The sequence below is a fragment of the Candidatus Diapherotrites archaeon genome, assembly GCA_040755695.1.
In the GTDB taxonomy this organism is placed as follows: Archaea; Iainarchaeota; Iainarchaeia; order Iainarchaeales; family 1-14-0-10-31-34; genus JBFMAK01.
On sequence record JBFMAK010000003.1, the window covers coordinates 110,247 to 134,176 of the forward strand.

The 23,930-nt window shown below is 38.7% G+C and carries 22 protein-coding genes, 1 tRNA gene and 1 pseudogene; 17 read left to right on the forward strand and 7 right to left on the reverse strand.

The window, feature by feature from the left end; genetic code table 11:
* Window positions 1-19 precede the first annotated feature (19 nt).
* On the forward strand, window positions 20-2,254 hold the full coding sequence (locus AB1467_05755) for a hypothetical protein (protein ID MEW6295764.1): 2,235 nt from the start codon (window positions 20-22) through the stop codon (window positions 2,252-2,254).
* 30 nt (window positions 2,255-2,284) lie between these two features.
* On the opposite strand, the gene AB1467_05760 is transcribed toward AB1467_05755, so the two are convergent.
* On the reverse strand, window positions 2,285-2,617 hold the full coding sequence (locus AB1467_05760) for a DUF1616 domain-containing protein (GenBank protein MEW6295765.1): 333 nt from the start codon (window positions 2,615-2,617) through the stop codon (window positions 2,285-2,287).
* A 76-nt stretch (window positions 2,618-2,693) separates the two neighbouring features.
* Here AB1467_05760 and AB1467_05765 point away from each other — a divergent pair, with 76 nt between their 5' ends.
* Window positions 2,694-5,465: a geranylgeranyl reductase family protein gene (locus tag AB1467_05765; GenBank protein ID MEW6295766.1), complete on the forward strand. Its 2,772-nt coding sequence runs from the start codon at window positions 2,694-2,696 to the stop codon at window positions 5,463-5,465.
* Between the two features lie 236 nt (window positions 5,466-5,701).
* Here the strand turns inward: AB1467_05765 and AB1467_05770 are convergent.
* Window positions 5,702-5,774: transfer RNA gene (locus AB1467_05770), tRNA-Gln, on the reverse strand.
* Between the two features lie 75 nt (window positions 5,775-5,849).
* Window positions 5,850-6,329 (reverse strand): annotated as a pseudogene (locus tag AB1467_05775) (integrase core domain-containing protein).
* Window positions 6,330-6,854: 525 nt separating this feature from the next.
* On the opposite strand from AB1467_05775, the gene AB1467_05780 reads away from it, so the two are divergent.
* A complete protein-coding gene (locus tag AB1467_05780; protein ID MEW6295767.1) occupies window positions 6,855-7,313 on the forward strand; it encodes a hypothetical protein in 459 nt (152 codons plus the stop codon).
* 32 nt (window positions 7,314-7,345) lie between these two features.
* Here AB1467_05780 and uppS read toward each other — a convergent pair whose 3' ends face one another.
* Complete coding sequence (gene uppS / locus AB1467_05785; protein ID MEW6295768.1) at window positions 7,346-8,044, reverse strand: polyprenyl diphosphate synthase; 699 nt, start codon at window positions 8,042-8,044, stop codon at window positions 7,346-7,348.
* A 137-nt stretch (window positions 8,045-8,181) separates the two neighbouring features.
* Here uppS and AB1467_05790 point away from each other — a divergent pair, with 137 nt between their 5' ends.
* Together AB1467_05790 and AB1467_05795 are read left to right on the forward strand one after the other, a co-directional pair.
* Complete coding sequence (locus AB1467_05790; protein ID MEW6295769.1) at window positions 8,182-8,370, forward strand: hypothetical protein; 189 nt, start codon at window positions 8,182-8,184, stop codon at window positions 8,368-8,370.
* Between the two features lie 18 nt (window positions 8,371-8,388).
* Window positions 8,389-8,748, forward strand: a complete 360-nt coding sequence (locus AB1467_05795) for a DUF192 domain-containing protein (GenBank protein ID MEW6295770.1) — start codon at window positions 8,389-8,391, stop codon at window positions 8,746-8,748.
* A gap of 7 nt (window positions 8,749-8,755) precedes the next feature.
* Here AB1467_05795 and AB1467_05800 read toward each other — a convergent pair whose 3' ends face one another.
* Window positions 8,756-9,235, reverse strand: a complete 480-nt coding sequence (locus tag AB1467_05800; protein MEW6295771.1) for a hypothetical protein — start codon at window positions 9,233-9,235, stop codon at window positions 8,756-8,758.
* 212 nt (window positions 9,236-9,447) lie between these two features.
* A complete protein-coding gene (locus AB1467_05805) occupies window positions 9,448-10,461 on the reverse strand; it encodes an ATP-binding protein (GenBank protein MEW6295772.1) in 1,014 nt (337 codons plus the stop codon).
* Between the two features lie 125 nt (window positions 10,462-10,586).
* Between AB1467_05805 and AB1467_05810 the strand changes: the two genes are divergently transcribed.
* The 12 genes from AB1467_05810 to AB1467_05865 all read left to right on the forward strand — a co-directional run bounded on the left by AB1467_05810 (window position 10,587) and on the right by AB1467_05865 (window position 19,432).
* On the forward strand, window positions 10,587-10,952 hold the full coding sequence (locus tag AB1467_05810; protein ID MEW6295773.1) for a hypothetical protein: 366 nt from the start codon (window positions 10,587-10,589) through the stop codon (window positions 10,950-10,952).
* 392 nt (window positions 10,953-11,344) lie between these two features.
* Window positions 11,345-11,518 carry a hypothetical protein gene (locus AB1467_05815; protein ID MEW6295774.1) on the forward strand — a complete coding sequence of 58 codons (174 nt, stop codon included), beginning with the start codon at window positions 11,345-11,347 and terminating at the stop codon, window positions 11,516-11,518.
* Between the two features lie 67 nt (window positions 11,519-11,585).
* On the forward strand, window positions 11,586-13,574 hold the full coding sequence (locus AB1467_05820; protein MEW6295775.1) for a hypothetical protein: 1,989 nt from the start codon (window positions 11,586-11,588) through the stop codon (window positions 13,572-13,574).
* Window positions 13,575-13,589: 15 nt separating this feature from the next.
* Complete coding sequence (locus tag AB1467_05825) at window positions 13,590-13,853, forward strand: hypothetical protein (GenBank protein MEW6295776.1); 264 nt, start codon at window positions 13,590-13,592, stop codon at window positions 13,851-13,853.
* Between the two features lie 82 nt (window positions 13,854-13,935).
* Window positions 13,936-15,411, forward strand: coding sequence for an ATPase, T2SS/T4P/T4SS family (locus tag AB1467_05830; GenBank protein MEW6295777.1), 1,476 nt, complete (start codon window positions 13,936-13,938; stop codon window positions 15,409-15,411).
* Window positions 15,412-15,417: 6 nt separating this feature from the next.
* Window positions 15,418-16,233 (forward strand): type II secretion system F family protein, encoded by an 816-nt coding sequence (locus AB1467_05835; protein MEW6295778.1) that lies wholly within the window; start codon window positions 15,418-15,420, stop codon window positions 16,231-16,233.
* Between the two features lie 3 nt (window positions 16,234-16,236).
* Window positions 16,237-17,172: a type II secretion system F family protein gene (locus tag AB1467_05840; protein MEW6295779.1), complete on the forward strand. Its 936-nt coding sequence runs from the start codon at window positions 16,237-16,239 to the stop codon at window positions 17,170-17,172.
* Window positions 17,173-17,227: 55 nt separating this feature from the next.
* Window positions 17,228-17,392: a YgiT-type zinc finger protein gene (locus AB1467_05845; GenBank protein MEW6295780.1), complete on the forward strand. Its 165-nt coding sequence runs from the start codon at window positions 17,228-17,230 to the stop codon at window positions 17,390-17,392.
* A gap of 14 nt (window positions 17,393-17,406) precedes the next feature.
* Window positions 17,407-17,688 (forward strand): hypothetical protein, encoded by a 282-nt coding sequence (locus AB1467_05850; GenBank protein MEW6295781.1) that lies wholly within the window; start codon window positions 17,407-17,409, stop codon window positions 17,686-17,688.
* Between the two features lie 78 nt (window positions 17,689-17,766).
* A complete protein-coding gene (locus AB1467_05855) occupies window positions 17,767-18,516 on the forward strand; it encodes a PAC2 family protein (protein MEW6295782.1) in 750 nt (249 codons plus the stop codon).
* Window positions 18,517-18,590: 74 nt separating this feature from the next.
* Complete coding sequence (locus AB1467_05860) at window positions 18,591-18,767, forward strand: hypothetical protein (protein ID MEW6295783.1); 177 nt, start codon at window positions 18,591-18,593, stop codon at window positions 18,765-18,767.
* A 50-nt stretch (window positions 18,768-18,817) separates the two neighbouring features.
* Window positions 18,818-19,432, forward strand: a complete 615-nt coding sequence (locus AB1467_05865; protein ID MEW6295784.1) for a hypothetical protein — start codon at window positions 18,818-18,820, stop codon at window positions 19,430-19,432.
* Between the two features lie 2 nt (window positions 19,433-19,434).
* Here the strand turns inward: AB1467_05865 and AB1467_05870 are convergent, their stop codons facing one another.
* Window positions 19,435-23,928 (reverse strand): hypothetical protein, encoded by a 4,494-nt coding sequence (locus AB1467_05870; protein ID MEW6295785.1) that lies wholly within the window; start codon window positions 23,926-23,928, stop codon window positions 19,435-19,437.
* Between the last annotated feature and the right edge of the window lie 2 nt (window positions 23,929-23,930).

The window sequence follows — 23,930 nt, forward strand, 5'->3', positions numbered from 1 at the left end:
TTCTCAAGCGTGAAAAAAATTGAACAAAGTCTTCCTTGCACTATGCATTCTAACACTAACCCAATTAATAGGCACTGCAAGCGCCTTAAGCGTAACAATATCAATTAATTCAGGCGCACAATACACAAACAACAACACAGTAACTTTAACCCTAACATCAGACGATCAAAGCGTAAACTGCGATTACGCAAACGACTCAAATTCAAATTACAGCGGAAGCCCAACGCCCTTCACTGCAACAAAAAGCTGGACATTAAGCGCAGGAGACGGCGCAAAAACTGTTTATTATAAATGCACTGATGTGAACTTAAACACAGCAGAAGCAAACAATTCAATAACACTGGACACAAGCGCTCCAACAGTGAATATTTTGCAGCCAAATGGAGCTACAACCTCAAACACTGTGTCCTTTGACTTGAACGAAACAGGAAGCGAAATAAACTTAAGCACAGTAACAGTGCTGCTCAACGGAGCAGAATCATCCTTCAATTCCTCAAACTGCACCTTAGACGGAGGGCTTAACTACCACTGCTCTTACACCGAAACAAAAATAGACAAAAACGGAAATTACACAATTGACGTTAATGCCCAAGACAACGCAGGAAATTTGGGCACTGCAACATCCACTTTCACTTACACTGACTCAACTCCTCCAAGTGCTCCCACAAATTTTACTGCAACAGGGGGACACCTTCAAATAAGCCTTAATTGGACTGCAAACACTGAATACGACCTAAACGGATACAATATTTATTTCAGTACAACACAAAACTTTGACACTAATGCTCAAACACTTTTGATTTTTACAACCTCAAACTCTTATCCCCACATATACCTTCAGGCAAGCACAACATACTACTACAAAATAAAAGCAAAAGACAAGACAGGCAATGAATCAACAGCAAGCAATGCAAACGCAACAACAAATGCTCCTGATGGAACGGCCCCAACAACAGCCTATTCAGGGCCTGATGACGCATGGCATAATTCAAATGCAAGCATCACATTAACATGCAGCGACACAGGAGGAGCAGGATGCAAATTAATCAGCTACAGAATTAATTCAGGTTCATGGAATTATGTAAGCGGCCCAAGCTCGGCCTTCACCATAAGCAATGAAGCAGACAACCTGCTTGAATTCTATTCAACAGACAATTCAGACAACAATGAATCAATGCAATCAAAGCACGTGAAAATAGACAAGACAGTTCCAAAGCCTTCACTTACAGCAACAGGCTACAGCTCAAGAATAGAATTAACCTGGAGCGCTATAACGGACTCCCTTTCAGGGTTAAAAGAATATTTCGTGAAAAAGAATGATGAGGCATGGATAAGCAATGCCAGAAGCACAACATACAATTTTGCTGGCTTAACAAACGGCACATTGTACAACTTCAAATTAAAGGTTGTAGACAACGCAGGAAATGAAACAGAAAGCGACCCTGTCTCTGCAACGCCAACTTCATCCTCAACTTCAGGCAGTTCAGGCGGGGGCTCAAGCGATACAACTGCCCCTAATTTAAGCTGGACCTTCCCAGCAGACGCAAACTATGAATTGAAAGATTATAATATTACATTAAAAGTCAATGCATCAGACTATGACAGCGGGCTAGCAATAATAATTTTATCATACAGGAAGACAGACCAGAACACTTACACTAGAATCACAAATATTACTGAGCCAACAAACGGAACAAACTCCTATAAATGGGAGCTTTCCTCAGACATGAATTCAGGAACACACGAATTAAAGGCCGTAGCAAGAGACGAGGCAGGAAACATTGCAACAAAAACAATTACAATAAAAATTACTTTGCCAGCAGCAGTAAATCCAGCAAAGCCAGCAGACCAAAATAAGGTTGAAGACAAAAACAAGACAACAGGAACAGAAGACAAAAATAAAAGCAAAGAAACAGTAGGCACAGCAGTGGGAACAGAAAACCAGCTTGAAGGCACTGCAGGGAAAGGAGAAGAAACAACAAATCCCTTCACAGGCCTTGCTTCAGGATTAATGAAAAACATAATCCCAGTAATTGGAATAATTGTAGTGCTTGTAGTAATAGCATTCGTTGCAGTAAAAGCAAAGAACAGGGTAGGGCGCCTTGGAAGGGACGACTTGGTCGGAGTCAATGCAAGAATAGAAACAGGATTTCATGGAATAAGCTCAAAGCCAAGCCCGCCAGGAAGCAAGACATTAGAAATAATCAAGAGAGAAATAGAGGCAGAGCACACAGGAAAATTCGCAAGAAAATAATTTTAATTAAAGCCCCTAATTTTATAGAAATTATTTTTTAATGAAAGGCCTGAAAAAAATTATGTCTACCACTTCATCCTTTTTCATTTTCCTTATTCTGACCCAATAAACAATCAAGCCAATTATAATCAGGAAAAGCAGTGTGCCAAAAACTGAAGTGAAGTCAATTGGAATTGAAAGCAGAAGGTTTTCAATTAATATAAGCAAGGGAAGAAAGGCAATCGAGAAAACCATAGAGAAAGTGAACCTTTCAATTTCGTCTATTTCATTTTTCTTTGGAAAAAAAGCCAAGGAAAGGAAATAGCCAGGAATTGTAAGAACCAAAGCCAGAGAAATCAGTGGAATAATTAAATCATAAAGCATACAATATTTTTTTGAAGCAAAAAGAATATTAAAAGAAACGCTTAAATTATTAACAGGAAAAAATTAAGGTGCAGGAATGGCTTTGAATGCAATAACAATTATAGGCGCAGGACCTGTTGGGTTAAAGACAGCAATAGAGTTAAAGAAGGAAGGCTGGGACCCAAAAGTAATAGAAGAACACACTGAAATTGGGGTTCCAGAAAACTGTTCAGGCCTCATAAGCGTTTCAGGAGTAAAAGAAACAAAATTAGACGTAGAAGACATTACAGTCAACAAAGTCAAAGGCGCAATAATCAAAGCGCCTAATGGAATTGAATTAAAAATAGAGAGAAGCAGACCAGTGGCATATGTTATAGAAAGAAAGAAGTTAGACAAAAAGTTTTATGCCGAAGCCCTCAAAAAAGGAATTGAGGTAAGGACAGAGACAAGGCTCATAGACCTAAGGAAAGACACCTTATTCCTGCAGTTCAGGCAGAGAGGCGAAATGATGAAAACAGAGCTTCTCATAGGAGCAGACGGCGTGAACTCAAAAATAAGAAAATTAATGAATTTAGGCGCGAACCCAGAGCACTTTGTCCTCACAACGCAAGTGAGAGCAAAAGGCTCATTCAACAAAGACTTCGTGGAATTAAGTTTTGGAGAACAGTACAAAGGATTCTTTGCGTGGACAATTCCAGAGAGCAGTACAACAGCAAGGATTGGGGTTGGAGTAAAGCCAGGCATGAACCCAAAAACTGCCCTTCAGAAATACATGAATGGAATGAAAGTAGAAGTATTAAGCGAAAGCTCTTCACTGATTCCAATAGGAAAGCCCCTGAGAGAAATTTCAACAGAAAAAATTCTTTTACTGGGAGACGCTGCCTTTCAAACAAAAGCAACAAGCATTGACTATGAAGAGCCAATAATAATATTAGAAAACGGTCTGATTAAGACTGTTAGGATAGGAGAATTAATAAATAATGAAATGAAAAAAAACGAGAACAATATAAAAACTATCACTGGAAGCCCTGAAATAAAGCTATTGGAACTAAAAAAAGAAATTAATTCTTTTTCTCCAATGAAAAATGGCTCAGAACCCAAATTTAGAAAAATAGCAAACATTCTAAAACATTCAATAAAAGAAGACTTGTATGAAATTATTCTCGAAAAAGGCTATAGAATAAAAGCAACTGAATCACACAGCATAATTACTTTGGGGCAAAAACAACTTGAAGAAAAGAAGGTTTCAGAACTAAAAGCAAACAAAGACCATTTATTAATGTGCACACGCCTGCCAAACAATGAAATACTAAAAGAAATAAACATCATTGAATTTATTTTAAGAGAAAAACCAGAATTAATCCCCTTAATTAGAGTTAAAGGGGGAAGAAAATACATTTTTTCAAAACAAAGTGAAGTACCCAAAAATTTGTTGACAGCTTACTGGTATGAAGATTCAATTCCATTAAAAGTTTTTGTTGAAAAAGGTATAATACCAAAAGATGCAAGAATAAGTTACTTAAAATCAGGTTTAAAAATAAAAAACGGGCTTCAAATCACGCCGGAATTATGTAGGCTGTTAGGGTATTATGTTGCAGAAGGCAGTTGTAAAAAAGGAAAAAATATTAGTTTGACTTTCGGCAAACAAGATATTGAGAACGGAATAGTAGAAGACACAATTAAATGTATTCAATATGTTTTTGAATTTAAACCAACAAAATATCAGTACAAAAAAAACCCTTTAACCAAAAAGATTTCAGCTGTAACAATAACCTTTGGTGGTTCATTACTTTCAGAACTTTTCTCTAATATTTTGAAAGGCGGAAGAAGCGCCAAAACAAAAGAAGTACCTTTCATTATTTTTAATGTGCTAGAACACCTTAAAATTGAATTCTTAAAGGGTTATCTCAACGGCGATGGAACAATAAGAATAAGAGAATCAAGTAAAAGAAAGAACTGGAATGCAGAAATTTCTTGCAAGACGGTAAGCAGAAAACTTGCAAGTGACTTAATAACCCTTTCTCTTCAGATGGGAATGCTTCCAAGTATAGAAGAGTTTTCTGCTAAAGAAAGAAAAATCTATGGCAAAAAAATTGTTGAAAGCAATGGTTACAAAGTGGCTTTCTCAAAAAAAGAGGACTTACTGAGACTTTCAGAAGTTTTCCCAAAAAAAACAAGTGAGTTAATTGGTTTTCTTAATGAAATTAAATCAAAATCAACTTCGGGCATACCAAAAGAATATTTTGCCTTCACTTCAAACCAAAAATATGCTACAGAACTAATAGAAGAATTTGGGCCATCAATATATACAGCTTACAATAAACTTGATTCTAAAAGAGTTTCCTTTGCAATGCAAAAAATGATAACAAAAAACGAAAGAATTCAATTAATACAAAATTTAATTCAATCAAATATTGCAGTATTTAAAATAAAAGAAATAAGAAAAGTTAAACCAACCAATAACGAAGTTTTTGATGTTCACATCCCAGAAACAAACATGTTTGTTGGAGGGCTTGGAGCAATACTCCTTCATAATACAGGCGGGGGCATTATTACAGGAATGATGGCAGCAGAAGCAGCAGTAAAGACAATAAGCAATTACTACAAGAAAAAAAAGCCTTTAACTGAATACAGCAAACACTTAAGCCATTTAAACAAGGAATTAGAATTGCACTGGAGGATAAGAAAATACTTGAATTCACTGAACGACAAGCAATTGAACGAACTGTTCATCAAACTAAAGAAAGCAAGAATTGAAGAATTCCTTGCAGAGCACGGCGACATGGACAGGCCCTCAAAATTCATGGGCAAAATCCTTACAACCCCAAGGCTGTGGAGCCTGGCACCATTAGCATTAAAGCTCAGGTGAAAAAGGAAATTTTTTAGTTACTTACAATTGAATTTGCAGAGCAAATTCCTTTTTTTCTTTTAGTTAAATTTTTCAAGCTTTGCTTGAAAATTTTCAAAGCCCTGCTTTGAAATATTTTCTTTTTTGTAAAAAGAAAAAGTTAGCCCCGAGGAAATTTGAATCTGCGGATTCAAAAACCTCGTGTCTGATAGCCCCGAGGAAATTTGAATCTGCGGATTCAAAAACCTCGTGTCTGATAGCCCCGAGGAGATTCGAACTCCTGTCATCTCCTCCAGAGGGAGACATCCTTGACCGCTAGACTACGGGGCTGGATTAAAACAAATTAGTGGAAATAAAATTAAAAATTGTTGTTTAAGAAACACTGAATAAATTAGTGACTAAATGTTAAGTGACAACGCATATGGCTCCATTTTTTTGTTTGTCACTGAATACTTGATTAGGCGTAAAATATTTAAGGCTTGAGTGCGGAGTGTTGTTGTACTCGCGCTGGAAGCGCGAGAGTAAGCGGTTAGCGTGTTTGAGGTTTTGAACCTCGAACTCATTCAAGAATCGTTTTATTTTTTTGATGACTGCTTCTGCTTTTCCGTTGCATTTGGGATTGTGAATGCGTGTGTGAATGTGTTTGATGCCTAATAGACTGGCATCAAAGTTTTTGTGGTATTGTCTACCATTGTCAGATAACAAGGCTTTGAATCCCCCCGTTTCTCGGATTGCTTGTTGTAGGTTGTCTATTGTGTTTGCAAGCGTTGCATGAGAATATGCTTGCAGTGCAAACAGTTTTCTGGATGCATCATCTTCATAGAATGAGAAGCAACAGTGTACTCCATCCAAAATGCGTTTTCTGCCCCAATCCGTATGCATTAATGATAAAGCGTGCCTGCGCTCGTAACGCTTGCATTTTGTCTTTGGTTTGGGTTTTGGAGGAAACCAACGCTTCTTATAGCGTTATACTGTCCTCAAGCAAACCTTTCCCAAAGCTATCCATGCAAGCGTGCTGGACTTTCCTTGCACCAGCAAGGCTCTTAACCTGTTCAAGACAGGTTGCACTGTTTTGTTCCAGATTCTTTTGGCCTTTCTCTTAAACCTGATTGGTTGACCAGACAATGTGCGGTTCAACCAACGCGAAAGAGTCTTTCGCGGAATCCGCAAGACTCTATCTAACTCTCTCTGGCTAACCTGGCCAGAAACAAGTCTGGCGACTGCTTTTTCAACAATATCATTGCTATATTTTATAGTGGGAACCTCCATTCCGTTACTCAAAAAATGGAGTTCCCACAACTTTAAAACCCGCGTCTTAAAGTGGGGGCATATCCGCTGTCATGCAACAACTAAAGAGATTTATTAATAATTTGCTATCAATATAATTTAACAAGTGTAAAAAGGCTGTTTATGGATAAATCAAAAATTGATGAACTTATACGCAAGGCAGGGTATGAGATTAAAGTAGACAAAATACCAGAAGGATATACGCCCGGAATTATTATTAGAATTCAAAAAGGAAAAACCCATGCTTTTATTGATATTCATATTGAAAATAATAAGGCGTATTTTGGAAAACTCCACATAGGAAATGTAGAAAAAGGAGTGTGGCACAAGCCTGGGCATATATCAGCTGCAAAAGCTATTGATCTCATGCTCTATACAACAGAAAGAGAACTAAAAAAAGAACGGGTTAAAATAATTCAAGGATGGCCTGGCCCACAGCTTGAGAGATTGTTAAGGAGAAGAGGTTACAATTTAAAAAAACAAGAGTATTATGGTTTTGATATAAAAAAAAGGATTGGAAGAAAAAATCCGCTTCCACTTATATTACAGAGCAAAGTTAAAAAAGCGATTAAAAAAATTTAATAATTAATTAATTCTCCGAAAATTTAGGTTTTTTATTTGCCGAACCTTCTCTGCCTGTCGTTGAATTCGTTTATTGCTGTCGCCAAGTCTTCTTCCGAGAATTCAGGCCAGTATTTTTCAATGAAGTAGAGTTCAGAGTAAGAGGACTGGTATGTCAGGAAACCGCTCAATCTTTTCGTGCCTGATGTTCTTATTATGAGGTCAGGGTCAGGGAAAGCCGAATAAAGATAGTTCTTGAATTTTTTTTCTGTGAGCGAAGCCAGGCTGATTGCGTTGTGCTTGAAGTCCCAGGCAAGCCTTTTTGCTGCGTCAATTATTTCTGCCTGGCCGTTGTAGCCTAAAGCCATGTTGATTACCTTCTTCCTGTAGTTTTCAGTGAACTCTTCTGCCCTCCTCATTTTATTCTGGAGTTTCTGCGGCAAGAGATGAGTCCTTCCAATGAACTTCAATCTTAACTGGTTTGCAGTGAACTTGTTTGTGCTCCACACCTTGTCTAATTCTTTCTCGAAGATCTTGAACAAAATTTTTAGTTCAGCTTTATTTCTCTGCAAATTCTCCAGTGAAAGCGTGTAAAAAGTGCCTGCCTTGATTTTAGGGTAAGAATTAAGCCAGTCTAATACATGCCATGCTTTTTCTGTTCCCATCCTGTAGGATTCAAGTAATGAAACTCCGGCCTTGATTGCGTAACGCCTGTTTCCGTCAGGAATAAAAGCAATAGACTTCAATTGCATTAGCACACCAATTATTGTCCTTTTTTATTTATTTTTGCAGCTAAAAATATTTAAAATCAATTATAATCATACTATTTACATTAATTTAAACCTATGCCTTTAAATGCTTTAAAAACCAATTTTTAATGGTGCAGGAAATGAAGGAAGAAATCAGGTTCATTAAGGCCCAGGAACTGATTCAGGGAATGCTTGAAAGAACAGAAAAAGAAATAATTGAATTAAAGGAAACAAGAATCAGGGAAGGCCAGGCGTCAAACCCGACAGAAAAGGCAAGAGCAAAAATAGAGGAACTTCTCGTGCCATCAATTGAGTCCTTGAGAGAATAAAAAAAAGGCTTGAAAAGAATGCTTTACAATAAAACCAGAAGAAAAGAGATAATTGGAAGAATAAAAAAAGCTGGTTCTTTCTGGGGGAAATTCAAAGGCCTGATGCTCGAAAGAAAAGAGAAGTTCAATTACGGCCTTGTCTTTGATTTCAGGGCAGAGAAGAGGATTGAGGCAAGCATCCACATGCTCTTTGTCTTCTTCCCAATAGACTTGGTTTACTTGAACAAGGAAAAGAAGGTAATTGAATTAAAACACGGAATAAAGCCCTGGAGCCTGAACTACACCCCAAAAAGAAAGGCTCATTACCTTATAGAACTGCCTGAAGGCACAATCAAAAAGAAGAAGATTGGCCTGAAAGACGAATTGAAATGGAATTGAAAAGAAATTAAATGAGCTCTTTCTCTAATTCAATTAAATTATATAATACGCCATATTTTCTGCCTTTGATTTTTTTTCCTGTTTCCTGCCATTTAAGGTATTTTAGTGCCTTAAGTTTTCTGGGGTCTGTTATGTTCACATATGTTTTGGCTTTTTTGTGGCCTAAGTTACTAAGAATTATTTCAGCAGTCTTTAGAGCATTGTTGGCGTCAAAAGCAGTTCTATGCTCAGGAAGAATTGAAAATCCCCCTATTTCTCCTGTGCTTGGGCGAATTGAAATTGTTCCAATCTTTTCCCCTGCTTTATTTATAACAAAATACCATCTTCTACTGTCTTTGATTAATTCTTTTGGGGTTCTCGGGATAGCAAGGAAGCGATTTTTTGATTTCTTCATTAATTCAATGGCTTGAAATGCATCTCCTAATTGAAGCTTGAAACCCTTTCTCACAGGAATAAGATTATAAAAGCCGGTAATCTTTCTTTTCATAACAAAAAAGTAAAGGTTATAATTAATAAGCTTAATCACTATCCAAACAAAAAAGGGTTTATAGTAACTAATTTCTTTCCTGCCTTTTGCGAGCCACTTGAGGGACATTTTTGGTTATTGCGGGGCATTTACTAGGAAAGCATGCATATTTGAATCGTTAACCAATCGTTTAATTTTTCATTCAATCGTTTAATTAAATAAAAAAAGTTTTTTTATTGTTTTAAGAAATAGTTGGTGGCTTTGCCTTTTCCGTTTCTCGCAATAAAATTGAGTTTAATTAATTCATTTAAATCAAAAGTAGCGGTTGCCTTCGTAACATTAAACATTTTACAGAATTGACTGGAATTAATTCTATTCATTTTCTGACTCAAGAAATTCAGCGCCTTAATCTGCCTTTCATTCAATCCTAGTTCTCTTAAATCAATTATTCTGGAGTCCTTAATTAAGTCCAAAATTTTTTCTTTCGGGCCAGGAAAGGTTACTTGAAAGGAAGCTCTTCTTGCTTCAAAGACAGGTTCTTTCAGTCCATGCTCTTTCATTAATTTTTTCATTTTGTTTAATCCTGAGCCAAGTCTTTCGACTTCATTTATTTTATTGAATAATTTAAGCAATAACTTGTTTCGAGGAAAACTCTTGTTCATTACTTCTTTTAGGGTTAAACCGAATGGAATGCTTCCGGGTGAAACAACCTCAATTCTGTCGTCAAAAATGTTAACGAAAACAAGAGTTGAATTAAAGTAGTAGTTTCTGTGGCATACTGCGTTAATGATTGCTTCTCTTATGGCAGTATAAGGATATTCTTCTTTGTCAATTCTTTGAAATCCAATAAACTTTGAAGCAATCCTTGTATTCTTTTTAACAAATGTTTCGGCTTCGTTAACCAAATACAATAAATCGCCGGACAAGTCAGCTCTATCCAAAATATTGAATTTGTCTGTTCCTTGATAGCGAACGCAAGTAATGCAGGATTGCTCAACAAATTTTTCAGGTTCTAAAGCAAAAAATAAGACGCCAGCATTATTAACTGCCAAAACATTATCGGTCAATCTTGCAACACCAAGCTTCCATAAAGCATCTTCAATATTTAACTCTTCATTTATTCCTGCTTTATGCAAAAAATCATGCAATTTGTTTCTATCTAAATCTATTTCAATAGAAAAGTTTTCGCACAATAATTCGTCAAAGCCTTCCCCGTTACTTAATTCCTCTCTTAAACCAACCGCCAAAAAAACAATTCATGCAACATAAAGGAGGAGGAAACGAAAACAAATAAAAATCATTCCCTTCGTTATGGTACGTTATCATACCAAAACAGAAGATTTAAATTTTGTTCTATTCAAGCATTGTTTTGGTGAAAGAAATGAGGGAAAGCGTCTTCTTGGATTTCTTGGGAAACTCGCCTACAGCGCGGGTTTTGGACTTCCTTATTACTGGAAGAGAATTTGATTACTCTCTGACTGACATAGCCGAAAAATCTGAAATAGGCTGGACGACCTTGCACAGGATTCTACCATCACTGAAGAAAATGGAAATACTTGTCCCTACAAGGGCAGTAGGGAGGGCAAGGCTGTACAAGCTCAACCAAAAAAACGAGAACGTGAAGAAGCTGATTGAATTGTACGACAGCCTGCTCAAAAGAGAGTTGGGCAAGGCAGAAGAAGAAAGCAGAGTGAAAGCAGTTGCAATTGAAAAGACAAGAAAAAGAACTAAAAACTAATTAAACAGAATTAAGGGAGGTATCAGAACCTGTTGGAGGGAGGTATCGGATCCTATCGAAGGGGGGTATCGGAACCGTGGGTTCTGATAAGTACTACCAAGCGAATGCGAAGGTAGTACTGTGATGTCAACTGGCACTGGCAGTTGTTAAAAATTAGAAGAAGGAAAGCATTGCGCTTTCCTCCTTTGCCTTTTGTCTTCTTTTGCAGAATTCGGGGTGATATACCCGGTGTATTATTATAGGCGTTGAATTTATTAACCTTTTGGCATCTGAAAAGCTAACCTTTGGGCAAGAAAAATTTTGGATTATTTACTTGAATTTATTGCCTTCTTTTAATTAAATATTTAAATTTTTTCTAATGGAGATTAATTTAGCTGAAAGAGGCAGAAAAAATGGACTTAAGCCATTACATCAAGAAAAACAGGGTTAAAGCAGGAGACTTTGGGGCTCCAGCCAAGAGATGCCTTCAATGCGGCAAAGAATTAGAGAGAAACGAATCCCATTTATACTACCAAAGCTTCTGCTGCGAATTCTGCAAGCAAAAATACCTAAGCCCGAAATTATAATTTAAAGCAGGTTTGGAAAAGTTAAAGCGAAAAGCTTTTAAATAACTTAATTCTATGTTAATTCAACATGAAAAAAACCCAATACGCCCAAGGTCTTCCACACACCACTCTGAAGATGCTAGCATTCTCTTTATTCCTGATTTCAGGACTCACATTATTGTCTACCCTTCTTTCACCTTCAGAAGGCTGGAAAGTAAAAACGCCTTACACAATATTATTAGAAGGAGAGGAAGGAGCACCACCCTCGCCTCCACCAGAAACAATTTCTCCTCCTCCAGAACAACAAGGGCCTCCACCTGAAGGAATGCCTCCCGAAGGAGCGCCACCACAAGGAGACCAAGGGCCTCCGCCAGAGGGAATGCCTCCACAAAGAGAACAGCCTCCTCAAATGACTGCAGAGCAGATGTACCAGCAATTGCCTGCAGAGGTAATTAATGCTGGAGTCAGCTTATCAGACATTCAATCTTTATACAGCATGGGAATAACAGACCCTGCGACAATGCATGTCCAAATAGGAAATTTAATTGCAGAAAAAATGGCTCCGCAAGGAGTAAGCGAAGGAATGCAAGGAATGGGGCCTCCGTCAGGAGAGGGAGGGCAAGCGCCTCCATGTAATAGCCCTGAAGAATGCCAGGCTTACTGTTCTGATCCAGCTCACGCGCAAGAATGCCAGGGAATGGGCCCAGGAGGACAACAAGGAGAACCATTTGGACAAGGAATGGAGCCACAGCAAGGAGAACAAGGAGGAGAAATGAGGGAAGGCCCAGGAGGCTGCAAGAGCATGAGCGAATGCATTGCTTATTGTAAAGATCCAGCGCACAGAGAGGAATGCGGAAGAAAAGGGCCACCTGAAAAGAAAAAAGGCGGGCCACCTGAAGGAATGATTCCAGACAGAGTGCCTCAAGAAGTAGTTGACGCAGGAGCAACACAAGAATTCCTTGAAGTAATTTGCTCTAACATGAAATGGCACATGGAATGCGATTTTTTGGGCGCAGTGGATGCAGCAAAAGAAAACTTCTCTCAGGCAGGAACAGAAATAGGAATGACCTTTGATTTCAGCAATTTAGAAGCATTAAAGGCATTGGTTAGAACAAGAATTGACGCCATGTGCAATTCAACTCAAGACAATTTTGGAACAAACATGAAAACATTCATGGAGTTTGTTAACAGCGGTATAATGGACTCTGCAATGGAAGGGATTGGAGGGCAGGTTGAAGATTTCATGATGCAGAAAGCCCAAATCATTGAAAGCCAAATGGGCAATCCAGAAGAGATTGGAAGGCAAATGCAGGCTTTAGGCGACCAAATGAGGCAAACACAAGATCCAGTTCAACAGCAGGCACTGCAAGCACAAATGAATGAACTGCAGCAGAAAGCACAGCAAATGCAGAGCACTGGACAGGAAATGCAGGCTTTAGGAAACAAGATGGAGCAGATTTTCGGCAACATGGAGCAGAAAATGGAGGCATCAATGCAGGCAAACAAGTTAAAACCTGAATGCCAGGAGATGGAGAAGAGGGCAGTTGAAGCCGAATTGGCTCTTAACTATAAAATGTTGGATTTTGGTTTAAAGATGGTTGAAGAACAGGAAATAGAATTAAGAAAGTATGGCATTGAAGTAGAAGAATTAGCTGAATTAAAGGCTTGGTTAATGCAACAGCGAGAGAAAATAAAGACTGTGTTTGCTGTTGGAGCGACAGATGAAGCAAAGTTTGCTTTCGTTAAAGAAATGCAGGATGGAATGGCTAAATGGGAGAGAGAAATACCTAAAGCAATAATAAAGGAGTTAGCTGGCACTTTTGTTCCAAGAGCAAAAGAAAACATTGAGAAGTACAGGCTGGCAGCAAAATACGCTAAATCAATTGGAAAGAATAATGAAGCAAAGCTATTGAATGAATTGGCAAACGAAATTGAAGATTATGTGGTGGCAGTGCAAGAAAAACTCAAGACAGCATTCACACAAAAAGACCTTGAAGACCTGAAATTATATTTCATAAAAATATTTAATGCAGACAAGGAAGCAAGAGAAATCTATGACGCTTTAAAAGAAGCTTAAAAGAAGTGAATTGAAATGAATAAATTAAAACAAAAAATTTTGGTTTTGGGATTAATTGCACTAATTCTGCTAATGATAGGTTGCACTCAACCAAGCGCTCAGGGCGGCACAGGAAAAACAACAGGAGAAACCCTGAAAAGCGGTGCAGAATTAGAGAACTTAAGCGACTTGCCTAACCCTGCATTAGGGGAAACTGACTACTTGGACGCAATTGGGGCAGCAGGAGACACAACAAACGCAATTCCAACAAAGCCCAAGACCCCAACAACAGGCAAGTAAAAAAAAAAAATTCTTTCGTTTTCTGTCGTATGAAAAAATTTTTAATTAGTGCCCTCTATTTTTTTGGTTAGAGGGAGCTGGATTGCACGCAAAGGAAAGAATTGAAGAAAGAGAGAAAAGAGAAACTGAAAGGCTTTTAGGCTTCAGGACAAGAAAAATAAAGAAAGAATTAATCCGCAAATTTCTGCTTAAAACTGATTCTATTGAATTGATTGAATTAAAAAACAGGCAGAAAATATACTTCCTCAAAGAATTCCCGGAGCTCTCGCTCGAAGAAGCAGAACTAGTGAAAGAGACAGTGGAAGAATTCCAGGCAAAAGAAGGCAGAGGAGAAGAAAAGAACTTGGCAAAAGAATTCAATTCCTACTGCAGGAGAAACCTAATTGAATTAGACAGGGAACAAAAGAACTACCTGTACAAGCTGATAGAATCAATTGCATTCGGTTTCGGGCCATTAAACGCAATTCTTGCAGACGACAGCATAGAAGAAGTAAGCCTGGCAGGCTTAAGCGCAAGAAATCCAGTGCGCGTGTTCGAGAAAAGCCAAGGATGGATTGAAACCAACTTATATTACTCATCAGAGCAGACAGTCAAGGACTTAGTGAACAAGATGGCTAGAAAGATAGGGAGAAGGCTTTCAATGCAGACACCAAAAATAAATGCTGTCCTGCCAGACGGCTCAAGATTGAATGCAACAATAAAGCCTGTATCTTTTACCGGTCCAAGCTTTACTATAAGAAAATTCAGGGAAGAGCCTTTCACCCCATTAGACCTCATAAGAAACAATACCTTTACAGCAGAATTAATGGCCTTTACCTGGCTGGCACTGGAATCAGATGCAAGCATTGTGGTTGCAGGAAACACAGGCTCAGGAAAAACTACCACATTGAATTCCCTCTTCAGTTTTGTTCCAAAAAACGAGAGAATAATTGCAGTAGAAGAAACCCCAGAAATAAAACTGCCTCACAGGCACTTAATCAAATTAAATACAATTGAAAGCCTTGGAATAGGAATGCAGGAACTTATAACAGACACACTGAGAATGAGGCCTGACAGGATAATTGTAGGGGAAATAAGAAGCAGGGAAGAAATAAACGCATTCATTGACACAATGCTCGCAGGACAAGGAAAGGGAAGCTATGCAACATTTCACGCGCAAAGCTCGCAGGAAGCAGTAACAAGAATGAAAAATTACGGGATAATAGACCTAGACCTCCAATCAATTGACCTCATGCTAATACAGAAGAGATGGACTCAAGTAAACCTGAAGAAAAAACAGAGAAAGGAGACAAGGAAAATAATTGAAGCAAGCGAAATTCTATTGCAGGAGGGCAAGCTGAAGCTCAACAAATTATACGAATTCAATTACAAGAAAAACGAATTAGAGAAAAAAAGCCACGGCATTAAAGCAATGCAGAAGATAATGAACTGCTTGGGCTTAAGCAAAAGGAAAGCAGAAAAAGAAATAAAAAGAAGGGAAAAAATGCTCAAAAAAATGCTTGCAGAAAAATACAGCTTGAAGGAATTCTTTGAAAGAATAAACCAAGAAATGCAGTGAGAAAAAATGAAAATTGAAGAAGAAAAAGAAAAAATTTTGCTTGAAACACAAAAAAACCTTGAGAAAGCAAGGATAAACAAAAACGCAGAAAAATACTGGAAGGAAATTATTGCTTATTCTTCAATTGCAACAATAATTGCCTGGATTACTGCAGCGCTTTTAACACAGGAAATAATATTGAGCGCAATCCTTGCATTCACGCTTCTTGTTCTCGGAATCGCCTTGGGATACTATTATCCCTTGCACAAAAAGAATTCGATTGCAGGAGAAATAGAGAAGGAACTGCCTTTCGCCTTAATGTCAATGGCTGTAGAATTGAACATGAACCTGCCCTTCGAGAAGGCATTGAAGAATGCATCAAAAAGGAATTATGGAATTCTTTCAAAAGAATTGGAGAGGGCAACAAGAGAGATTTCATTGAAAGGAGCAAGCATACAGGAAGCCTTACTGCACTTGAGCGAGAGAATTGACTCAAGAAACTTGAAGAGGAGCATTGCACACTTGGTGAGCGTGAACGAACAGGGAAGCAAGAACGAGAGAGGAGAGCCAATAAAAAGGATTGCAAAAGAGCTTCTCTCAAAGCAGAGGGCAGAAGCAAAAGAATTTTCTGGAAAATTGATAATCCTCTCACTGCTCTTCATTGCAGTCTCAGCAATAATCCCTGCAATGTTCCTGGCATTTGTCTCAATAGGCTCAATGTTCCTTGCAATAGAATTCACTCCAATCCAGGTAATAATAATTTCAGTAGTAGTCTTCCCTGCAATAGACTTGGCAATACTCTACCTAGTAAAACTCAAGACTCCAGTCTTTCTGAGGGAATAAAAAATGAAAATCATTCCTTCATTCAATTCAATAATAGAATATTTTTTTGGGAAAAAAAGCAGGATAGAATTCGAGGAAATGCTGAAAGAGAATGAGTGCAAGAAAAATTTGGAAGGAATAATAAAAGAAAGCCTCTTGCACGGCGCAGTTGCAGCGACAATTCTTTTCTCAATTCTTATATTCCTTGAATTCCCTTTTTTTTACTCAATAATTTTCTCATTAACTGCATTCTTCGCGCCTTTAATCCTCCAATACTCTTTTCAACTGCTATTGTTTGAGAAAAGAAAAAGAGAAAAAGAAAGAATGGTTCCTGACCTGCTACTGCAGGCAAGCCTTTTTCCGAGAGGTACAGCAACAACAAAAATAATAAGCTACATGGCCAAAACAGAATTCGGCCTGCTCAGCAAGGAATTCAAAAAAGTCAATTCAGAGATAAGGAAAGGAGCATCAATAGAAAAAGCGCTTTCAAGGATGCAGCAGAGATGCAAGAGCAAGATCGTAGAGAGGGCAGCAGACCTTTTAATTCAAGGCCACTCAAGCGGGGCAGAAATGCACTCTGTGTTCAAGGAGACAGCAGAAGACGTCCTTGAAACGCAATCAATTATAAGGGAAAGGAATGCAACAACAACAATAGAAAAATACACTGTACTAATGGCAGCCGCAATAATAGTACCATTAATTTTAGGGTTGATTGTAGGGCTGATAGAAGGACTGAATTTCCAGGGCATTGCAGAGCTGAGCCTTGGATTGAGTTCAAAAGAGAGAAAGGCACTGCTTGAAGCAGCACTCACAGCAAACTTCTCATACATAATTGAATATTCCTTGATTGCCTCCATCTTCATTTCACACCATGAAGGCAACAAAAAGAAAGCAATAATTTACTCCCTTATACTAATCCCTGCAAGCATAATCACTTACACGATTGCAAGGGCATTGTGAGAATAAAAGCAAAAAAATTTATTTTGTTCTATTATAAATATAAATGTGATAAAAAATGAGCATGAAATGCATTCACTGCAATACGCCGACAAAAAAAGTTTCAGCAAAAAGGAAATACTTCAACAGATGCTTAATTGAAAATGTGCAGATACTAAAATGCACTAAATGCGGAGAAAAATATTTAGATGAAAACGAATACGAAAAAATAAAAATAATTTGAGAGGTGGTAAAAAAATGAACTGGCGGAAGGCATTGCTTGGGGATTCAACCAAATACAGCTGGTACAATAAAGACGAATTGGAGGACAACAGGTTCACGTATTACCTGATTGTAGCAAATTATTTCCTTGTATGGGTTTTTTTCGGCGCATTGTTCCTGATGAAATTTGAGTTCAAGTACTGGATGAGCTTCCTAATACTGGGCCATTTATACATAATTGCCTTGTTGTTGATGAAGCTGAACAACTTCGCTTTCATTTACCTGAATTCCCAGCTCAAAAAAGAGAAAAGGAAATAAATAAGGAAAAATAGCGCAAGAGTTTTAAATATTAAGGACATAATGTTAATAGAAAAAATAAAAGGGGCGCAATAAAAAATGCCTGAAGAAATAAAAGTGAATTTTATTGAATATGAAAAAATGGATTTCTCTGACTACACACTGATCGAAGGATTCCCGGGAATGGGCCTTGTAGGCACAATAGGAGCAAAATACCTGGCTGAAAGAATGAACTTCAGGGAAATAGGCTACATTGATGCTAATGTATTCATCCCAATAATAAGAATTCATCAAGGCATTCCAGTAAACCCCTCAAGGATTTATGCAAACGATAAATTGAAGCTGGCAATAATAATCTCCGAGCAAATAATCCCAAGATATTATACGGACAAACTGGCAAAAGCCGTAGTTGAATGGATCAAAGAAAAGAAGTTCAAAAGGCTCATATCGCTTGAAGGAATTAACGCCGACCCAACGCAAAGCAAGGAAACCATTTACGGCATTGCAGCAAACGAGAAATCAAAGAAACTCTTGGACCAGTACGGCATAAAAATTGTAAGCGAAGGAATAACAACAGGCATAACCTCCCTCATGCTGTTAGAACTAAAGAAAACCAACATGGAGGCATTCAGCATTCTGGGGAATGTCAATATCCAGGCAGACTACAAGGCAGCAGCAGCTCTCCTGGAAAAACTAAACCTGATATTAGGCTTGAACATAAGCATTGAGCCTTTAATGAAAGAAGCAAAAGAAACAGAGAAAGAATTATTGAAGCATTTGGAGAACATAAAGAGAACCCACGGCGCAGTACAGAAACTCGAAGAAGACCAACCTCCAATGTACACGTGATTGCATCTTCGCGCAAAATTTATATACTGCCTTACACCTAATTCTATTAAAGAAAAAAACGGAGGTAAAAAATCATGCCAGCAAAAAGACCGGCTCCAAAAATCAAAAAAAAGAAGCCAGCAAGTTGTAGGATAGTAAGAAGAAAAAGTGGCGCTAGAGACGTATATCCAAAAGGCGGTAAAAGAAGAACAATATTTCACGGGGCAGATGAAGAGATTTCCTACAGAGAAGGCAAAGTCAGAGCAGTATAATTTTTTAAGCAAAATTTATTGTTTGATTCACAAGTAATAGATTTAATTAAATGAAAGCAGGTTTTTTGATGAGGCCAGGGCACCACCGCATTGGAAAAAAAAGCTGTAGAATAAAAAAGAGTAAAGACGGAAGAACAGTTACTGTAACCCCTATCCCCTCAAAAAGGAAAATAATATTCAAAGAAAGAGACCTTGATATAAGTGTTGAAAGAGGCAAAACAAAAACTGAAAAAGAAAAAAGGAGAGAAAATGAGAAAACCCCTGCCGAGTCTTTTGAGAAAGCAAGAGAAGAAGAAATAAAGAAAAGAACAGAAGAGCTTAAGAGGGCTTTGGAGGAGGCTGAAAAGACCTACGTAATCTTGTGGGTGCACAAGCAGAAGTACAGCCAAAAAAAGCTTTTGGAAATACAGAGAATGGATGTTAACTCAAGAGAATTCAAATATTTGCTTGGGCAGGTGAATGCAAGCCGGGAAATACACGGCAGAAAAGCAAAAGCAGAAGAAGACTTTAACAAAGAAGTTTTAGGCTTCTACAAAAACATTTCAGGTATTGTCACAATGTTTAAGAGGAGAGGAATGCCAAAATTCAAGCCTTATAACTATGAGCAAGTAATTAAAATAATACAGGACAAAATAAATAAATTAGAAGATAAAAAGAAAAAATAATTCTATTTCCTTTTTCTGTTTTTCCTGTAATGGCCATTAGAGAACTTCGATTGAATTAAAGAGAAAGAGAACAGTAAAAGGGAAATGAACAAAATTAACATGATTGGGTTTTCTGGAAGCGAGGGCAGAGAGAAAGGCTGGTTCTGGCCTGTGCCAATGTTTACATTCATGTAATTTCCTCCTGCAGTGGATTTGACTTCCCCGTCAGGGCCAACCATTGTCTGTATGCCTTTCTGCCTGAATTCGTCGCTTAAAGGAAGCAGTTGAGCGTTCTCTGCATAATACAGTCCTTTTGTGGGGTCATACCAGAAAGCCCCATTCGCTCCCTGCATGCTGTTGAGCTGTTCTTTAGAGCCATTATATTCTAGGTAAGGCCTGCCATTCTCTGCACCGAAAGCAAAGTCGTGTGTTTTCCCGTCACTTGTTGCGACCTGGAATCCGTTAGGCGTAGACTTTATTGCATCAATTGGTTGGTCGTAAACCTTTCCTGTCTCCTTGTCAATTATTCTCATGTGTGGTATGCAGTCAGGAGGCAAGGCATAGAAAATATAACGCCTTTTGTCTGTGTCGAAAACCTGGTAAGGCCCGAATTTGGCCAGAGATTTATTGAATTGGGCTGCATCAAACTGCAGGGCAGGAGAATTAGGGTCTCCTAAAATATTTAGGTCAAATGCTGGCTCATCGCAGTCAGTCACAGGATTCTTGTATGTTGTGGGCGTAACCTTTATTCCTTGAACGTCATTCTGGCTTAAAATGCCTTTCTCGTTGTGCTTGAGCCAGAAAATCAATTCATTTGTCTCAAGCTTGAATACTATTACCCCGTTCTTTAATTGAATGGATTCAAGCTTTCCTACATCAGGGTCGTTGTCAGCAGAGCCCAAAAGAAGAACCTGCCTGTTCGCGTAAATTTCAATTTTTGGGGCATTTTCTGAAACTTTTCTCGGAAGGCCGTCTGCAATAATTTTGTTTCCTGAAATAAAAATGTCCGGGTGAGAGTTAGTTATAACAGAAAGAACTGGTCCAAAAGCATCGCTCAAATTCTCTCCTGTCAATTCAATTCCTGTCTGCTCTTTTACTCCTTCCTTAATACAGTCTAATACCTCATTGTTCTTTGCAATCAATTCGCTGTCCAATCCAATGCCAAAAATCAGAATGTTTGAATCATAAGGCAGCCCAAGCCTTGTGAGCGTGTTAGGAATTTCAATTGCAGGAATATTAGTGTTAATGGAAGAAAGCCTCACGTTATCCTCTGAGGTAATAACTGGCTGGCCGTTAGCTGAAAGCACTCCTGTTTCTTTATTTAATTCAACTGAAAGATTCTTGTCCTTAACTACAGTCTTGCCTGAGGTAATATAGCTTGCAACAGAACTGTCTCCAGGGGCAATCCATAAATAGAAAAGCTTTGAGCCCGCAACAGCCCCATCATTATTTCCTGAAACATCCAATGTCGCCTGCACTAAATCATTATCTGCTGCACTCTTAGTTAATTGTCCGATTTGGTCTTTCACATTATTCATTGCATCCTGTGTTATGCCCCCAGCCCCATTAAAGAGAGCTTCAGCCTTGTCTTTAGCGCCTGCAACAAAGTCTGAAACCTTTTCAGTTGAAAGCTTCTGCACATCCTTGTCTGAAGCCTTCTGCTCTTCTTTGGGGGGAATAGAAAATTGGACGTAATAGCCTTCCTCTGTATCAATGCAGTCCTGAAGCCTTGAAGCAACCACAATCTGCTGCACTGCACTGGTGAAAATCCCTGTCATTCCAAATATAGCATAACTCAAGTTCTCAGTAATGCCTAATGCAGCGGCAGCGCCTGAAGGACCCAATTTTTTTGCCAAGCCAATACCAAAGAATGCTTCTTCTAATTTGTCAGTGCAGGTCGTCTTCTCTTTTATTGCTTTCTCCAAATCTACTGGCTCGGTTGTTGTGCTGTCCTCAGTCTTTCCATCCAAATTCATGTGATGGGCATAGCTTATAAGCATTGAGCCTTTCTTTTTTTCTTTTTCCGGGGTGTCCTCTAAAATGATTGATTTTTGGTCTCCAATAGACCTGAAGTTTGCATTAAAGAAGCCAGTCTTTGAGGTTACAGTTATACTGCAGGAGGCCCCGCAATCATCTTTTCCGTAAGAATAGAACGCAATGCTTCCAACTTTTGTCCTTAAACCTGCTTCTGGTTTTGTTAATTTATCGTAAGTTTCTTTTGCAGGATTGAATTTATCTGAAACAGTATTCAAAACCCATTTCCAGGGAAGACTGTTAATTATTCTGACAAACATGTCTCCTGTGTCTGATCCTTCATTGGCAAAAAAGTCAATGAAAGCGTCATCAAAGATTTTTCCTTCTTTTGTGCTGAACAGAACATAACGCCAGCTTGAAGGAAGCTGGTAAGCACTCAATTCCTTGAAGCCTGCTCCTTTTTTAGCCCACCAGTAAAGATAAGGATAGGCAGTCCATTTTAATGCCCCGCCCTTTGTAGAAAAATATGCCTTGAAGAGCTTTTCCTCTTCTTTCTGGAATTTGTCCAAAACAGAATAATATTTTTTGTTAGCCCAGTTATGCTCTATAAAGTCCTCGTAAAGCCAGTTAGTCATCTTGCTTGTCTTCTTTATCCTGTCCTGGATGTAGTCGCCTGAAATTTCCCCCATTCTCTTTGGCGTAAGGACGTCTTCAACCTCTCTCCCTGTTTCATCAAGATAGGTTGCAGGGCCCCATGTGCCGGACTTGTAAATCTTAATGTTTGCTGGATTCCTTGAAACAATGTAATCCACAGTGCTTTTGTCTACAGGAATGTACTTGTTGGGTTCAATTTCTGCTACAACCTGCCTTGAAAACTTTCCTTTCATCACAGACTCTTTTAACCCTGCACCATCCATTGTAACTTCAAGCGGACCAACATCTTTTATCTGGTATAATTGAATGCCGTCTCCTTTCATCCTGTATCTCTTCCATCCCTGGAAACTTCCTGCAAAATCTTTTCCAAGACCACCATATTTTGGGTCTCCTTTAAAAGTGTACATTATGTTGTTGTAAACGCTTGGGTCTGAAGAAATCGGAATAAATGTTTTTGTTTCTTCATTGAAGACAGCCTTGTAAGTCATTCCTGTTCTCTCCTGGTTGGCTAAATAAACAGGAAAGTCAGAGCCTATAATGTCATCGTAATTCACTGCAAGCTTTGTAAGGCCTGTTCCCCTTTCAGCATAAGCCTGGGCAACCAGCTTTTCCTTCAATGCCCTCTGCTCTGCAGTGAGAGCTCCAGGAAATTGGTCGTCAATTTGCTTTAATGCATGCTTGAAGTCATCATCTATTTGTTTTGCAGCGAACTCTTCGGCATTATTGAATCTTTTCAAGTACTTGAAGGTATTCATTGCGTGCTTTCTTTCTTCTAAGGTTTTCATTCTTTCAAATAATCCTCCTGGAGCCCAGGCCTTGTTCCTGAAGTCAAAGGACCTGCTAGTGGAATACATTGACATGTCTCCTGTAGCCCACTTCCATTCTATTTCTCCTAAATCCCATCTCCTTATCTCTTTGGCAAAGGTGTATGCGTTTGCCTTGCCAAACCATTGCTCTGGGTCATAAAGCTTTCCCCTAATCTTTTTTGTTACAGCCCAGTTGTCCCAGTTGCCTCCTTCAGAGAGGAATGGAATCATGCCCCTTCTTCCGGCCATCCCAAAGAGTTTGAATGCCCTTCCAAGCAGGACAGGGCCTACATTGGAAATTACAATGTCCAAGGAAAACCAGGTGTTGAAGTGCTTGTCAAACATGGAGTAAACTGAAATGACGCAGGAAGAATTATTGCAGGTTGTGCCCATTGAAGCCTTTAAGGAATCAGTGGAAATATAATTGCTGATGAAGTTTCCTGGAATCCTTGAGGCAGTGACGAACTCAATTCCGTTCTGGTCTGCTTCAGGCGATTCAATGTAGTCCTTTAGCATCTGCTTTTTCTCTGCGTCCATGTTCAATTGCTGGTCGCCCTTGTTTGAAAACAATTCCTTCAGGTCATTCCAGGCGCTTTTTGTAGCGCCCTTAATGCCTTCGCCTGAATTCCTTAAGGAAAGCTTGTTTCCATTAAGGGCGCAGGAATTGGTGTCCTTGCATCTTGCAGCTCGCAGGGTGTCATCCAATAAAATTCCAATAGAAAATCCTCCGGTGTACCTGTAATCCATCAAATACTTTAATTCGGGTACATCCATTTTCTGGTTCGGCAATTCAATTTTTGCTGCCTGGTTAGAGTCAAGGTCTGTGAGCACAGCAGTATTATTATCCAGTTTATCCCTGTCAGCGATTGGAGGCATGCCAGAGCTTAATTCTTGTCCTTGGAAGCCCTCCTTTAAAATCTTGTCCTTGAATAAGGCGACCTCCTCTGGAGTCAAAGAAGAGGTATTACAGGAAAAGCCTGTCATTCCCTCTTCAGGCGCAGCTGCCTCCTGCGCGTAAGAATAATAAGAGAACTGGGTTGAAAGCAGGAGAATTACAACCATCAAAACAAATTCTTTTTTCATTC

Bases quoted from the DNA above. Each gene is read 5' to 3' on its own strand.
- AB1467_05765 (MEW6295766.1), top strand. From the start codon at position 2,694: ATGGCTTTGAATGCAATAACAATTATAGGCGCAGGACCTGTTGGGTTA.
- AB1467_05820 (MEW6295775.1), top strand. From the start codon at position 11,586: ATGAAAAAAACCCAATACGCCCAAGGTCTTCCACACACCACTCTGAAG.
- AB1467_05800 (MEW6295771.1), bottom strand. From the start codon at position 9,235: ATGAAAAGAAAGATTACCGGCTTTTATAATCTTATTCCTGTGAGAAAG.
- AB1467_05780 (MEW6295767.1), top strand. From the start codon at position 6,855: ATGGATAAATCAAAAATTGATGAACTTATACGCAAGGCAGGGTATGAG.
- AB1467_05855 (MEW6295782.1), top strand. From the start codon at position 17,767: ATGCCTGAAGAAATAAAAGTGAATTTTATTGAATATGAAAAAATGGAT.
- AB1467_05865 (MEW6295784.1), top strand. From the start codon at position 18,818: ATGAAAGCAGGTTTTTTGATGAGGCCAGGGCACCACCGCATTGGAAAA.
- AB1467_05845 (MEW6295780.1), top strand. From the start codon at position 17,228: ATGAGCATGAAATGCATTCACTGCAATACGCCGACAAAAAAAGTTTCA.
- AB1467_05860 (MEW6295783.1), top strand. From the start codon at position 18,591: ATGCCAGCAAAAAGACCGGCTCCAAAAATCAAAAAAAAGAAGCCAGCA.
- AB1467_05835 (MEW6295778.1), top strand. From the start codon at position 15,418: ATGAAAATTGAAGAAGAAAAAGAAAAAATTTTGCTTGAAACACAAAAA.
- AB1467_05795 (MEW6295770.1), top strand. From the start codon at position 8,389: ATGCTTTACAATAAAACCAGAAGAAAAGAGATAATTGGAAGAATAAAA.
- AB1467_05825 (MEW6295776.1), top strand. From the start codon at position 13,590: ATGAATAAATTAAAACAAAAAATTTTGGTTTTGGGATTAATTGCACTA.
- AB1467_05815 (MEW6295774.1), top strand. From the start codon at position 11,345: ATGGACTTAAGCCATTACATCAAGAAAAACAGGGTTAAAGCAGGAGAC.
- uppS (MEW6295768.1), bottom strand. From the start codon at position 8,044: ATGCAATTGAAGTCTATTGCTTTTATTCCTGACGGAAACAGGCGTTAC.
- AB1467_05850 (MEW6295781.1), top strand. From the start codon at position 17,407: ATGAACTGGCGGAAGGCATTGCTTGGGGATTCAACCAAATACAGCTGG.
- AB1467_05870 (MEW6295785.1), bottom strand. From the start codon at position 23,928: ATGAAAAAAGAATTTGTTTTGATGGTTGTAATTCTCCTGCTTTCAACC.
- AB1467_05760 (MEW6295765.1), bottom strand. From the start codon at position 2,617: ATGCTTTATGATTTAATTATTCCACTGATTTCTCTGGCTTTGGTTCTT.
- AB1467_05790 (MEW6295769.1), top strand. From the start codon at position 8,182: ATGAAGGAAGAAATCAGGTTCATTAAGGCCCAGGAACTGATTCAGGGA.
- AB1467_05840 (MEW6295779.1), top strand. From the start codon at position 16,237: ATGAAAATCATTCCTTCATTCAATTCAATAATAGAATATTTTTTTGGG.